This is a genomic window from Sphingopyxis sp. H053 (assembly GCF_001468225.1).
Classification (GTDB): Bacteria; Pseudomonadota; Alphaproteobacteria; order Sphingomonadales; family Sphingomonadaceae; genus Sphingopyxis.
Map to the genome: position 1 here is coordinate 364,452 of NZ_LNRU01000002.1, position 12,658 is coordinate 377,109.

At 66.3% G+C, this 12,658-nt stretch carries 10 protein-coding genes; 3 read left to right on the forward strand and 7 right to left on the reverse strand.

The genetic code is table 11. From position 1 onward, the window contains the following. Positions 1-157: 157 nt before the first annotated feature. Together ATE70_RS04865 and ATE70_RS04870 are read left to right on the forward strand one after the other, a co-directional pair. Positions 158-1,492, forward strand: coding sequence for a spinster family MFS transporter (locus tag ATE70_RS04865; RefSeq protein WP_058536804.1), 1,335 nt, complete (start codon positions 158-160; stop codon positions 1,490-1,492). Next, a complete protein-coding gene (locus ATE70_RS04870) occupies positions 1,489-2,655 on the forward strand; it encodes an iron-containing alcohol dehydrogenase (protein WP_082639643.1) in 1,167 nt (388 codons plus the stop codon). The genes ATE70_RS04865 and ATE70_RS04870 overlap by 4 nt, the downstream gene beginning before the upstream one ends. 203 nt (positions 2,656-2,858) lie before the next feature. On the opposite strand, the gene ATE70_RS04875 is transcribed toward ATE70_RS04870, so the two are convergent. The 5 genes from ATE70_RS04875 to ATE70_RS04895 form a co-directional block, all read right to left on the reverse strand. Continuing rightward, a complete protein-coding gene (locus ATE70_RS04875; protein ID WP_058536805.1) occupies positions 2,859-3,926 on the reverse strand; it encodes an LLM class flavin-dependent oxidoreductase in 1,068 nt (355 codons plus the stop codon). Further along, positions 3,923-4,825 carry an aldo/keto reductase gene (locus ATE70_RS04880; RefSeq protein WP_156419716.1) on the reverse strand — a complete coding sequence of 301 codons (903 nt, stop codon included), beginning with the start codon at positions 4,823-4,825 and terminating at the stop codon, positions 3,923-3,925. Before ATE70_RS04880 ends, ATE70_RS04875 begins: the two co-directional genes overlap by 4 nt. Positions 4,826-4,987: 162 nt before the next feature. Next, the gene (locus ATE70_RS04885; RefSeq protein WP_058536806.1) at positions 4,988-6,238 is read right to left on the reverse strand and encodes an MFS transporter; all 1,251 of its coding nucleotides are present in this window, start codon (positions 6,236-6,238) and stop codon (positions 4,988-4,990) included. 144 nt (positions 6,239-6,382) lie between these two features. After that, positions 6,383-8,191 carry an ABC transporter ATP-binding protein gene (locus ATE70_RS04890; RefSeq protein WP_058536807.1) on the reverse strand — a complete coding sequence of 603 codons (1,809 nt, stop codon included), beginning with the start codon at positions 8,189-8,191 and terminating at the stop codon, positions 6,383-6,385. A 265-nt stretch (positions 8,192-8,456) separates the two neighbouring features. Beyond that, entirely contained in the window at positions 8,457-9,461 is a 1,005-nt protein-coding gene (locus tag ATE70_RS04895; protein ID WP_058536808.1) for a LacI family DNA-binding transcriptional regulator, read from the reverse strand. A gap of 206 nt (positions 9,462-9,667) precedes the next feature. On the opposite strand from ATE70_RS04895, the gene ATE70_RS04900 reads away from it, so the two are divergent. Then, a complete protein-coding gene (locus ATE70_RS04900; protein WP_058536809.1) occupies positions 9,668-10,735 on the forward strand; it encodes a YeiH family protein in 1,068 nt (355 codons plus the stop codon). On the opposite strand, the gene ATE70_RS04905 is transcribed toward ATE70_RS04900, so the two are convergent. Together ATE70_RS04905 and ATE70_RS04910 are read right to left on the reverse strand one after the other, a co-directional pair. Beyond that, positions 10,732-11,574 carry an amidohydrolase family protein gene (locus tag ATE70_RS04905; protein WP_058536810.1) on the reverse strand — a complete coding sequence of 281 codons (843 nt, stop codon included), beginning with the start codon at positions 11,572-11,574 and terminating at the stop codon, positions 10,732-10,734. The genes ATE70_RS04900 and ATE70_RS04905 overlap by 4 nt on opposite strands. A gap of 146 nt (positions 11,575-11,720) precedes the next feature. Continuing rightward, positions 11,721-12,599: a class I SAM-dependent methyltransferase gene (locus ATE70_RS04910; protein ID WP_231732742.1), complete on the reverse strand. Its 879-nt coding sequence runs from the start codon at positions 12,597-12,599 to the stop codon at positions 11,721-11,723. Positions 12,600-12,658 lie beyond the last annotated feature (59 nt).

The following is a 12,658-nucleotide window of genomic DNA, read 5'->3' on the forward strand; positions in this document are numbered from 1 at the left end:
GAGCGGGAGTCAATTGGTCTTGTGGGGCGCCGCATCGTGATCCCCGGCGAAAGCCGGGGCCCAGAATTGGAAGACCGCGCTCGCCTTCGTGGGCCCCGGCTTTCGCCGGGGATCACGGAGGGACAGCGAAGAAGAGAAAAGATCGTGAGAGGATGAAATGACAACCGAAGCCCCCGCCCCGCCCGTCATTGCGCCGGTGTCCCCGGTGTATCGCCGCTATGCGCTGACGGTGCTGCTGATCATCTATATCCTCAACTTCCTCGACCGGCAGATCGTCTCGATCCTCGCCGAGCCGATCAAGAATGAGCTGCATCTGGCCGACTGGCAGCTGGGGGTGATGACGGGGCTCGCGTTCGCACTCTTTTACACCGTGCTTGGCATTCCGATCGCGCGCTTTGCCGAGACGGGCGACCGGCCGCGGATCATCGCGGTGGCGGCGGGACTGTGGAGCGTGTTCACCGTCGCGTGCGGCTTTGCGCAGAATTTCGTGCAGCTGGTGCTGTGCCGGATCGGGGTCGGGATTGGCGAGGCGGGGTGCACGCCGCCCGCGCATTCGCTGATCACCGATTACACGCCGAAGGAGAAACGCGCTTCAGCCCTCGCCTTCTATTCGCTCGGTATCCCGCTCGGCGGGCTGTTTGGGCTCGCGCTCGGCGGGTTGATCGCCGATGCTTATGGATGGCGGACGGCATTCCTGTTCGCGGGGGCGCCGGGGGTGCTGATGGCGCTGATCGCGTGGACGACGCTGAAGGAACCGCGGCGGCAGATGCACGGCGATCTCGCGGCGCTCAAGGCGGCGCGGCCCGACTTCAAGACCGCGATGGCCGAGATCCGCGGCAAGCGCACCTTCTGGCTGATCGCCTTTGCCGCCGCGATCAAGGCGTTCATCGGCTATGGCGCCGCAGCCTTCCTCGCGCCCTTCTTTTTTCGCAACCACGCCGAGGAGCTGACCGCGATCGCGAGCGATTTCGGGCTGGGGCTGACGGGGTTTCTCGGCGTTGCGCTCGGCATCGTGCTCGGGCTGACAGGCGCGCTCGGCACCTGGATGGGCGGGCAGCTGGCCGACAAATATGGCGCGCGCGACCTCCGCGCTTATGTGGCGATCCCGGCGGTTTCGACCTTCCTCGGCATCCCTTTCTACATCGCGGGGCTGATGGCTGATTCGGCGGTGTTCGCGCTGATCATGTTCGCCTTTCCGCCGGTGCTCAACACGCTCTGGTACGGGCCGGGCTTCGCCGCGGTGCAGGGGCTGGTGCGGCCGCAGACGCGCGCGACGGCGTCGGCGGTGCTGCTGTTCATCATCAACCTGCTCGGGCTTGGGCTCGGCCCGCTCGGGGTGGGTGTGGTCAGCGATTTCCTCTCGGGCCCGATGGGGCTAGGGTCGGCGGAAGGCGTGCGCTGGTCGCTGATGATCTTCATCCTCTTCGGCGCGCTCGCCTCGGCGCTATTCTGGATGGCGCGGAGTTCGATCCGCGAGGAGATGGTGAGTTGAGTATCGCGAGTATCGCCCTGCCCCGCATCTTCCGCATCGGCGGCGGCGCATCGAAGCAATTGGCCGAGGTGCTTGGCGCGCTGGGTCTGGCGCGGCCGCTGATCGTGACCGACGGCTGGCTGGTCAGCAGCGGGCGGGTTGCCGAACTGGTCGATGGTCTGACGGCGGGGGGGATCGCGGCGCGGGTGTTCGCCGACACGGTGCCCGACCCGACGGTGGCGTCGGTCGATGCTGGGGTCGCGTTCCTCCTCGAAGGCGATCATGATTGCGTCGTCGGCTTCGGCGGCGGCAGCCCGCTCGACAGCGCGAAGGCGATTGCCCTGCTCGGCCGGTTCGGCGGGGCGATGGCCGATTACAAGGCGCCGCATGTGCAGGATGCGCCGGGGTTGCCCGTGATCGCGATCCCGACGACCGCGGGCACGGGGTCGGAGGCGACGCGCTTCACGATCATCACCGACGAGGCGACCGACGAAAAGATGCTGTGCCCGGGGCTCGCCTACCTGCCGGTTGCGGCGCTCGTCGATTATGAGCTGACCTTTACCAAGCCGGTGCGGTTGACCGCCGATACCGGGATTGATTCGCTGACGCACGCGATCGAGGCCTATGTGTCGAAGCGCGCGAACCCGTTCAGCGACGGCATGGCCTTGCTCGCGATGCGCGCGATCTCACCGAATTTGCGGCGCGTGTGCAGCGATCCGATGGATGCGGCGGCGCGCGAGGCGATGATGCTGGGTGCGACGCAGGCGGGGATCGCTTTCTCGAACAGTTCGGTCGCGCTGGTCCACGGGATGAGCCGGCCGATCGGCGCGCATTTCCACGTGCCGCACGGATTGTCGAACGCGATGCTGCTGCCCGCGGTGACCGCCTGGTCGGCGCCCGCGGCGCTGCATCGCTATGCCGATTGCGCGCGCGCGATGGGGGCGGCGGACGAAGCCGAGGGTGACCAGTCGGCGGTGGCACGGTTGCTCGATGAGTTGGCGGCGCTCAATCGCGAGTTGGAAGTGCCGGGTCCGGCGGCGTGGGGGATCGACGCGGCGCGCTGGGATGCGCTGGTCCCGACGATGTGCGCGCAGGCGGCGGCGTCGGGGTCGCCGGCGAACAATCCGCGCGTGCCCGATGCGGAGGAGATGGCGACGCTTTATGCGCAGGTTTGGGCTGGATAAAATCTTTTGTTCATCGACAGGTAAGGCGAACGCTGCTTAAGCGCGCTCGCCCCGCCTCCTTCTCTCCTACGTCTCAAACGTGGGGGCGGGGCATCCTCATAAAGCCGACGTCACCCCGGACTTGATCCGGGATCCGCTCAGCGACGTTGAAAGCGGGACCCCGGATCAAGTCCGGGGTGACGAATTGAGGGGATTCGAGGTCGTCAGAGTTCCAGCGGCCCGTGCTTCATCTTCGGCAGCACATGGCGCGCGAAGAGATCGGCTTCGGCGGCGTGCGGATAACCTGAGAGGATGAAGGCTTCGATGCCCATGTCCTGATAGCGGTTCAGCTTTGCGAGAACCTGATCGGGGTCGCCGACGATCGCGGCGCCGCAGCCCGAGCGGGCGCGGCCGACGCCGGTCCACAGATTGTCCTCGACATAGCCGTCGTCGGAGGCGGCCTCGCGCAAAGCGACCTGCGCGTTGACGCCGAACGACTGCGAGTCGAGTGACTTGGCCTTGATCTCGGCGCCCTTCGCGGCGTCGAGTTTCGAGAGCAGGCGGTCGGCGGCGGTGCGCGCTTCGGCCTCGGTGTCGCGCACGATCATGTGCGCGCGGTAGCCGAATTTGAGGGTGCGACCGTAGGCGGCGGCGCGCTGCGTCATGTCGGCGATGATCTCCTTCACCACCTCTTCGCGGTCGGGCCACATCAGGAAGACGTCGCAACCCTTCGCGGCGGCATCGCGGGCAGCGGGCGAGAGGCCACCGAAATAGAGCGGCGGCGCCTTGCCCGAGACGGTGCCGACGCGCGCGGGGGCGACCTGCAGCTTCCAGAACTCGCCGTCATGGTCGAGTGCCTCGCCGTTGAGCAGGGTTTTGAGGATATGCATCGCCTCGACCGTGCGGCGGTAGCGCGGTTCGGAGTCCATCGTCTCGCCGGGCATGTCGGACGAGATGATGTTGACGGTCAGGCGGCCGCCGAGGATCTGGTCGATTGTCGCGATCTGGCGCGCGAGCTGCGGGGGCCAGCTTTCGCCGATGCGCACCGCCATCAGCAAGCGGATGTTCTTGACCATCGTCGCGACCGCGGCAGCGAAGGCGGTGGTGTCGATGCCAAGCGCATAGCCCGAGGGGAGCAGGATATTATCGAACCCCAAGGAGTCCGCCTGCATCACGATGTCGCGGCAATGTTCCCAGCTCGATTTGAGCATCGGGTCGGGAACGCCGAGGAATTCATAGTCGTCGTCGCAGAGCGCCGAAAACCAGCTGACTTCGCAACTGCGGTCGGTCATGGCAGATTCTCCCCCATCGATGTTTGCAGCACCGCGTACCATTCGGCGCGCGTCCAGCGCGGGGCGAAGGCCTGCGGAATTTCCTTGATGCGTTCGACATTCTGCGTGCCGACGATCGGGATCGGGCGCGCGGGATGCGCCATCACCCAGCTGTAGGTCGCGGCGGCGCGCGAGACGCCGTATTCGGCGGCCTTCGCATCGAGCAGTCCGGCGACTGCGCGCGTGCGCTCGTCGGCCGGATCGCCGAGCCGGCCGCCGCCGAGCGGCGACCAGGCGAGGAAGCGCATGCCCTCGGCCATCGACTGGTCGAAGATGCCGTCGAAGAGCGGGGCGAGATGCAGCGGCGAAAATTCGCTCTGGTGGCTGACCACCGGAACGGGGAGGAATTTGGCGAGCGCCGCGGTCTGGGCAGGCGTGAAGTTCGAGACGCCGATCGCGCCGATCTTGCCCGCGCGGTGCGCCTCCTCGAGCGTGCGCGCGATTTCCTGAGGATGGGTGAGCAGGTCGGGGCGGTGGATCTGCCACAGCTCGACATGGTCGGTGCGCAGGCGTTTCAGCGAGATGTCGATGGCCGAGGTCAAATAGGGCGCGCTGCTGTCATAGGGTACGCCGAGGATGATCCCGCCCTTGGTCGCGAGCACCATCTTGTCACGCATGGCGGGGGCTTCGGCGAAAACGTCGCCAAGCAAAGCCTCGGCCGAGCCGAAACCGCCGGGAGTATCGCAGCCGTAGATATCGGCGGTGTCGAACAGGGTGACGCCGGCTTCGAACGCAGCATCGATGCGGGCGCGAGCAGTCGCGACGTCGACGCCGGCGAAGCGCCACATGCCCCATGCGATGGGTGAAACCTCATGACCGGCGAGAGTCACATTGGCGGGAGCGGGAAGAAAATCTGACATCGCTGTCATATACTCCATAATTCGGGACGAGGGAAGCGGGTTTCGTATGCGGTGCGAGCTAATCTCTTTCTTTCGTCATCCCCGCGAAAGCGGGGACCCAGAGCGTGCGTCGGCTTACTCCACACTGGGTTCCCGCTTTCGCGGGAATGACGAGGAAATTATTCAATGCGCCAGCACCTGCACCTCGCCATCCTCCTCCTCATCCACCGCGACGATGCGCGGCAGGATGAGGTGGATCGCGGCGAGCGCGACGAGATAGGTGATGGCGCAGACGAGGAACATCGGCAGATAGCCGCGCCCCGTATCGAGCGACCAGCCCGCGAACTCGATCATCGCCATGCCCGAGAGGTTCCCGGCAAAGGCGCCGATGCCGATCGCCGAGCCGACGATGCGCGCGGGGAAGACATCGGTGGTGAGGCCGAAGAGATTGGTCGAGAAACCCTGATGCGCGAAGAGCGCGAGGCCGAGGATCATCGCGGCGGTCCATGCGCTGTCGACGCCGACGAGCAAGGGCACCGGCAGGATGAGCAGCGCGTAAATGAGCATCGTCGTCTTGCGCGCCGCGTTGACGGTCCAGCCGCGGCGCCCCATCAGGTAGGAGGGTAGATAACCGCCGGTGATGCCGCCGAGCGCGGCCATGAAATAGACGAAGGCGACGGGAAGCCCGAGCGTGCCCTGCGTCAGCCCGAAGACGCGGTGGAACAGGTCGGGCATGAAGAAAAGCAGGAACCACCACACCTGATCGGTCAGCGCTTTGCCGAGGATGACCGCCCATTGGCGGCGATCGCGCAGCAGACTGCTCCAGGCGATTTTCGGCGCCGCGGCGTCGCGCGCGGCGTTCGGCTGTTCGGGAATGCGCACCATCAGCCAGACCACGACCCAAACAAGGCCGAGCCCGCCCGCGATCAGGAAGGTCGCCTGCCACCCCCACATCAGCGCCATCAGCGGGATGAGCAAAGGCGTCAGGATCGCGCCGACGTTGGGTGCGATGCCGCCGAGGCCGAGGACGAAGCTGCGTTCTTTCGCGTTAAAGTAAGTCGCGGCGGTCTTCACCGCGGCGGGGGTGCCGATCGATTCGGCGGCGCCGAGGACGGCACGCGATGCGACGAAGCCCGAAACGGTCGAGGCGAAGGCGTGCGCCATGCCGGCGAGACTCCACACGCCGACGCCGATCGCGAAGCCCCAGCGGAGGCCAACCTTGTCGATGAACCAGCCGGTGCCGAGGAAGGCGAGCGCGGCGGCGAACTGGAAGGCCGACGCCATGTGGCTGTAATCCCGGTCGGTCCAGTCGAACTCGAGCTGGAGCGTCGGCTTCAAAAGCGCGAGAATCTGGCGATCGACATAGTTGAGGACGATCGCGATGAAGACGAGTCCCACCACGAGCCAGCGGCGTTTATCGGCGATTTGCGCCAAGATCGTCTCTCCCCGAATCTATCTGTCCGGCGGATGAGATAACGTTGTCATATCGGAATGGACAGCGGTTTTTTGATTCTGGGGTGCGGGCAGGCTCCCGATCATTTCCCGAAGGACAACGACCGGTGGCCTGCCCGCTTGGCGTTATGCGTCGATCAACGCCGGATCCTCGTCATCCTCGTCGATGATATTGCCCGACTGCCGATCGAACAGCCGGCGATACTGACCGTCGGGATCGGCCAGCAGCGCTTCATGGTTGCCATCCTCGATCACCCGCCCCTGATCGAACACGAGGATTCGGTCGAGCGTGCGCACTGTCGACAGCCGGTGCGCGATGACGATCGCGGTGCGCCCCTTCATCAGCCGGTCCATCGCCTGCTGGATCAGCGCCTCGCTTTCCGAATCGAGGCTCGACGTCGCCTCGTCGAGGATCAGGATCGGCGCGTCGGCGAGGAAGGCGCGTGCGAGCGCCACGCGCTGACGCTCGCCGCCCGACAGCTTGACCCCGCGCTCGCCGACAAGCGTCGCGTAACCGCGCGGGAGCCGGGCGATGAAGTCGTGCGCGTTGGCGAGCCGTGCCGCCGCCTCGACCTCCGCCCGGGTCGCGCCGGGACGGGCATAGGCGATATTGTCGGCAAGGCTGCGGTGGAACAGGATCGGCTCCTGCTGCACGATCGCGATCTGCGCGCGCAGCGACTGTTGGGTCGCGTGCGAAACATCCTGCCCGTCGATCGTCACCCGCCCCTCGTTCACGTCGTAGAGGCGCTGGATGAGTTTGACGAAGCTCGTCTTGCCCGATCCCGAATGGCCGACAAGACCGACCCGCTCGCCACCCCGGATCAGGACGTCGAGATGTTCGTAGAGCGGCGTTTCGTGCCCGCCATAGCGGAAGGTGACATCGTCGAAGCGTATTTCGCCGGCGCCGATCCGGATCGGCGCGGCGTCCGCCCGGTCCTCGATCCCCAGCGGCTGGTCGTGAAGATCGACGAGTTCCTCCATCTCGTTCACCGAGCGTTGCAGGTGATGGATATGGAAGCCGATGTCGACGAGATAGCCGTGGACGACGAAATAGCTGGTGAGCACGAAGGCGACGTCGCCCGGCGTTGCGGCGCCGCGCCACCACAGCCACAGCGCCACGCCGGTGATCGCGCTGCGCACAACCCAGAGGAGCAGGATCTGGGCGCTGCCCGACCAGGTGTAGCGCATCCACGTCCGCCGCGTGCGCTTCGCCCATTTGGCGAGCAATGTTCCGACACGCGCTTCCTCGCGGTCCTCGGCGCCGAACGCCTTGACGACGGCGTTGGAACCGATCGCGTCGGAGAGGAGGCCGCCAAGCTTTGTGTCCCATGCGTTCGACAGCGTCGCCGCGGGCGAGGCCCAGCGCGCGGCGAGTGCGACGGTCATCGCGACATAGAGCGCCGCGCCGATGCCCATGACGAGCCCGAGCACCGGCCAGTGCCAGCCGAGGAGGAGCATCGTGCCGACAAGCACGACGGCCGACGGCAGCAGCTGCAGCAGCAGCACGTCGTTGAGCGTGTCGAACGCCCACATGCCGCGCGTGATCTTGCGCACCGTCGAACCGGCGAAGGCGTTGGCGTGCCAGTCGGTCGAGAAACGCTGGACGCGGTGAAAGCTGCCCTGCGTCACGCCCTGCATCATGCGCAGCGTGAAGGGGATGATGCCCGCCCACGCGAAATGGCGGAGGATCACCATCGCGAGGCCGAGCGCCGCCATCGCCGCGAAAAGCGCGAGCGCGCCGTCCCGCCGGCCGGCGGCGAGCGCGTCGATCAGCCGGCCGGCGTACAGCGGCACGAAAATCTCGGTGACCGTCGCGACGGTGATGAACAGGGCGATGAAGGCGGCGCGCCCGCGCTGCACGGCCCAGTGGCGGAAAGTGAAGTCGAGGACGCGGCGAATCGAATTCGCGCGGCCCGTGTCGGGTGTCGATGTCATATCATGAACCGGCGCGAAAGCGCCGTCTCCAAAGCGTTGTATCAGGGGGCGATCGGGTCGGAAAACCGGATCACGGAGGCTTCAGGACCTAGTGGTCGAAGCGCTCGAAGGCTCTAAACCTTCCGGGAGGGCATGCTGCGATCGAAAATTTCATTGCGCCCTCCTTTCTTCGCATTGGAACGGACGGCCGGTGTACCGGCCTGCCATCTGCTTGGCAAGTCCTGACTTTTCCGCCCGATGGGCGGGCCGCGGCGGCCCCTCCCGCTCAGCCTTTCGGCGCCGCGGTCGAGCCGCGCACGACCAGCTTGTGCGGAAGCTGCCGGCGCTCGATCGTCTCGCCGAATTCGAGCAGCAGGTCGGCGGCGGCGTAGCCGAGGTCGCGGATCGGCTGATGGATCGTGGTCAGCGACGGCCAGACGACCTGCGCGAGGTCGGTGTCGTCGAAGCCCGCAACCGATAGCCGGTCGGGCACTGCGACCCCCAGCCGGTGCGCGGCGGCGAGGACACCCGCGGCCATATCGTCGCTGCTCGCGAAGATCGCGGTCGGCGGCTGGTCGAGCGCCAGCAGCGCCTCGGCCGCGGCGGTCCCCGACTGGAAATCGAACTGGCCCGGAAAGACCAGCGCCGCGTCGAAGCCGATGCCTGCGCGCTGGAGCGCTTGCCGATATCCGGTCAGCCGCTGGCCGCTCGCGAAATAATTGCCGTGCCCGGTGACGAAGCCGATGCGGCGGTGGCCGAGCGAGATGAGGTACGCGGTCATGTCGTCGGCCGCCTGCACATTGTCGATGTAAACCGCTGATGTCGCGGTCAAATCGGTGCCCGGCTGGACGCGCACGACAGGAATCTTGCGGCGGAACAGCTCGGCGAGCGCGGTGCCGACGTCGGTCACCGGGGGGGTCATGATGATGCCGTCGAGCTGCGCCTGATCGATCAGCGCGCCGATGTCGTCGACAAGGCCGGGCGAGTTGATGTCGCACGGCTGGACGATCATGCGAAAGTCGGCCTCGCGGCAGCGCTGTCCGACCCCGGCCTGCATGTTGAAGATATAATAGGGGCTGGGGTTGTCGTGGATCAGCCCGATCTGGAACGAGCGTTTTCCGGCGAGCGTGCGCGCCGCCTGGCTCGGGTGATAGTTGAGGCGCGCGACGGCTTCCTCGACCTTTTGCCGCATGTCGTCGCTGACATAGCGTTCCTTGTTGAGCACGCGCGAGACGGTCTTGATCGACACGCCGGCGACGCGCGACACATCCTTGATCGTCGCCCGGGTCATGCGCGCTTGCGCTCCGCACCCGGCTGGAAAATCCTCGTCACGGCTGCGCATCTCCCCGTTCGGCCTGTTGACCACCGCTGTCTTCTTTGGCGCTGTCTGCTTTGGCGCGTCGCGCCGCGCGCCGCAAGAGAAGCCTTGCGCCAGCACCCGCGTTGGCGATATGGCGCGATCTTATGACAGCGTTAGACAGAAACGATCTGACATCGATGCGCCATGCGCATTGGAACAATTTGCCCAGCGGCGGGGACCTGTTCGGCGAATTGCATCTCGCGCAGACCAGGGCCGGCACGGCGCCGAAAGGCCGCCTGTTTCCGGGTCTCGCCGCCTGCGCGGTGGCATCGGCGGCCGCGGCATGGCTGTCCGACCATTATGGTTTTCCGATCATCCTGCTCGGCCTGCTCGTCGGGCTGGCGCTCAATTTCATCGCGACGAACGAGGCGACGCACCGCGGGCTCGACTTCGCTTCGCGCACCTTCCTGCGCATCGGGATCGTCGTGCTCGGGCTGCAGGTGACCTTTCTGCAGATCGCGGTGCTCGGGCCGGTGCCGTTCGCGGCGCTGATCATCATCATGACGCTGACGATGGGCGCGGGATTTCTGGGCGCGCGGATTTCGGGACAATCCGCCTACGCTGGGCTGCTCGCGGGCGGTGCGACCGCAATCTGCGGCGCGAGCGCGGCGCTGGCGCTCTATGGCGTGATCGGGCGGCAGCGGCTGTCGCAGGCGCAGTTCGCCTTGACCCTCGTCGGCGTTTCGCTCGCCAGCGCGCTCGCGATGACCATCTATCCGCTGCTCGCCGCACGCTTCGGGCTCAGCGATGCGCAGGCGGGGTTCCTGATCGGCGCGTCGATCCATGACGTCGCGCAGGCGATCGGCGGCGGCTATGCCTTTTCCGACGCGGCGGGGGCGAGCGCAACGATCGTCAAGCTCGCGCGCGTCGCGCTGCTCGCCCCCGTGGTGGCGCTCGTCGGGCTGCTGCTCAAGCCCGAGGACGGCAGCGACGGGCGCATCTGGCGGCGCCTTGCCCTGCCCTGGTTCATCGTCGCCTTCTTCGCGATGGTGACGCTGAACAGCCTTGCGCCGATCCCCGATGCGGTGCGCGGCGGCGCGCTGACCGCGTCGAAGGCGCTGCTGCTGCTCGCGGTGACCGCGACCGCGATGCGGACGCGGATGGACTTGCTGCTCGACATGGGCTGGCGCGCGGGCGTTCCGGTGCTGCTGGCATCGCTGGCGAGCTTTGCCGTGTCGCTGCTCTTCGCGCTCGCGATCGTCTAAAGCCCGAGCAGCTTTCGCGCATTGCCCGAGCGGATCCTGGCGCGCTCCTCGTCGGTCAGGTCGAGCTTGGCGAAGGCTTCAAGCGTTTTGGGTAGCGAAATTTGCGGGAAGTCCGACGCGATCAGCACATGGTCGACGCCGACGTTGCGGATCGTCCAGACATATTCGGCCTCGATCGGCGAATCCGCGGCGAGGATGACGCTCGCCGAAATGTCGAAATAGATATTGTCGGCAAAGAGATTTTCGGCGGTGCGCGCGAGCGCGAGGATGTTCCAGAAGCGGAAACCCAGCCCGCCCATATGGCCGAAGATGAATTTCGTCTTCGGCGCCGCGAGCGCGAGGTTGAAGAGTTTCTCATTGTCGCTGGGGACGATGCTGGCGTTGTCCATGACGACGATCATGCCCCGGTCGCCCGCTCGCTTGACGAGCGTCAGCACGCGCGGGTCGGCGGCGTCGAATTTCTGGGTGTGTGGGTGAATCTTGAGCAGCTTGACGCCGCGCGCGGCCACGCGGTCGACCTCCGCGAGTGCGGCGTCGCCGTCATAGGGGTGGACGGTCGCGATCGCGATCATATCGGGGTTCTTTGCCGCGAGCGCGATCAGTTCGTCGTTGCGTTTGCGAATGTCGGCGGGGTTGCCCGCAAGCGCCTGGTTGGGGCCGCCGAACCACATCGCGCCGAAGGCGTCGACCGACTGGCCCGACGCTTTGAGCTGCGCCCGATATTCTGCGACCGACGCCTCGCCCTTGTGCAGATGGACGTGGGTGTCGACGACGGCGTCCTGTGCAAAGACGGGTGCGGCGGACGCCAGAAGAACAATCGAAAGCAGCAAGGTTCGCATGGGGGCTCCGGGACGGAAAGGGTTGGATACCCCTCACCTGCCACAAAGCCGGCGGTTGGCCAATTACCTTGGAAGCCATTGTTCGAAGAGAAGAATGCATGACGCCGCCCCCGCCGGGAGAATGCAGGAGCGGCATCGGCAGGGTCCTATTTGCGGACGGTGACCTTGAGATAGGTCGCCGGAATTTCGGTGCGATCGGCACCGCCGCAATTTTCGCGTTCGAACAATTGTTCGAGTTCGGTCTGCAACTCGGCGCGGCGGCCGCTTGCCTCGGCGGCAGCAAAGGCGTTCATCGTCGGGCCGTAATAGTCGCGGAAGATCGCGAGAAATTCGCGCGGGCTTCCCGCATAGCGGAAGGTGTAGGTCGCGCGTTCGCACATGATCCGGTCCTGCGCTATGCCCGCGGCGGCGAAACGTTCGCGCACCGCCTCTTCCTGTCCCCAGGTCACCGGGCTGACGAAGCCTTCGGGCGGCGGCGGGGTGTAGGCGGCAGAAATCTTGAGCACATGCGCGATGAGCGTCGGATCGCCGGGGATCCAGTTGCCCATCACGATGCGCCCGCCGGGGCGCGTCACGCGAACCATTTCGGCAGCGGTGTCGAGCGGCCGCGGCGCGAACATCGCACCGAAGATGCTGACGACGAGATCGAAGCTGTTGTCGGCGAGTCCATCGAGATGCGAGGCGTCGCCCTCCTCGAAGCGCAGGTTCGACAGGCCGGCTTCGCGGGCGCGGACATTGCCGGCGGCAACAAGGTTCGATGCGATGTCGACGCCGAGCACCTTCGCGCCGCGGGCGGCCGACGGCAGCGCGGTCGTGCCGTCACCGCAGCCGAGATCGAGCACGTCGAGCCCGGCATGCACGCCGAGGCTCTCGATCAGCGCATCGCCGCTTTCGCGCATGCACGCGGCGAGACGGGTAAAATCCCCCTTCTCCCAAAGAGCCTTGTTCGGGTTACCCGTCGTTGATAGATTTTCGGTTTGCGGCGCGGTAGGCGCCGTTTCCGGCCTGGTTGTTGCGAGCGTCACGATAGCCTCCTTGAACGAAACCGGGTGCCGGTTCGATATGACGCTGAATAGGCTTTCCG

Bases quoted from the DNA above. Each gene is read 5' to 3' on its own strand.
- ATE70_RS04865 (WP_058536804.1), top strand. From the start codon at position 158: ATGACAACCGAAGCCCCCGCCCCGCCCGTCATTGCGCCGGTGTCCCCG.
- ATE70_RS04875 (WP_058536805.1), bottom strand. From the start codon at position 3,926: ATGACCGACCGCAGTTGCGAAGTCAGCTGGTTTTCGGCGCTCTGCGAC.
- ATE70_RS04880 (WP_156419716.1), bottom strand. From the start codon at position 4,825: ATGTCAGATTTTCTTCCCGCTCCCGCCAATGTGACTCTCGCCGGTCAT.
- ATE70_RS04890 (WP_058536807.1), bottom strand. From the start codon at position 8,191: ATGACATCGACACCCGACACGGGCCGCGCGAATTCGATTCGCCGCGTC.
- ATE70_RS04895 (WP_058536808.1), bottom strand. From the start codon at position 9,461: ATGACCCGGGCGACGATCAAGGATGTGTCGCGCGTCGCCGGCGTGTCG.
- ATE70_RS04900 (WP_058536809.1), top strand. From the start codon at position 9,668: ATGCGCCATGCGCATTGGAACAATTTGCCCAGCGGCGGGGACCTGTTC.
- ATE70_RS04905 (WP_058536810.1), bottom strand. From the start codon at position 11,574: ATGCGAACCTTGCTGCTTTCGATTGTTCTTCTGGCGTCCGCCGCACCC.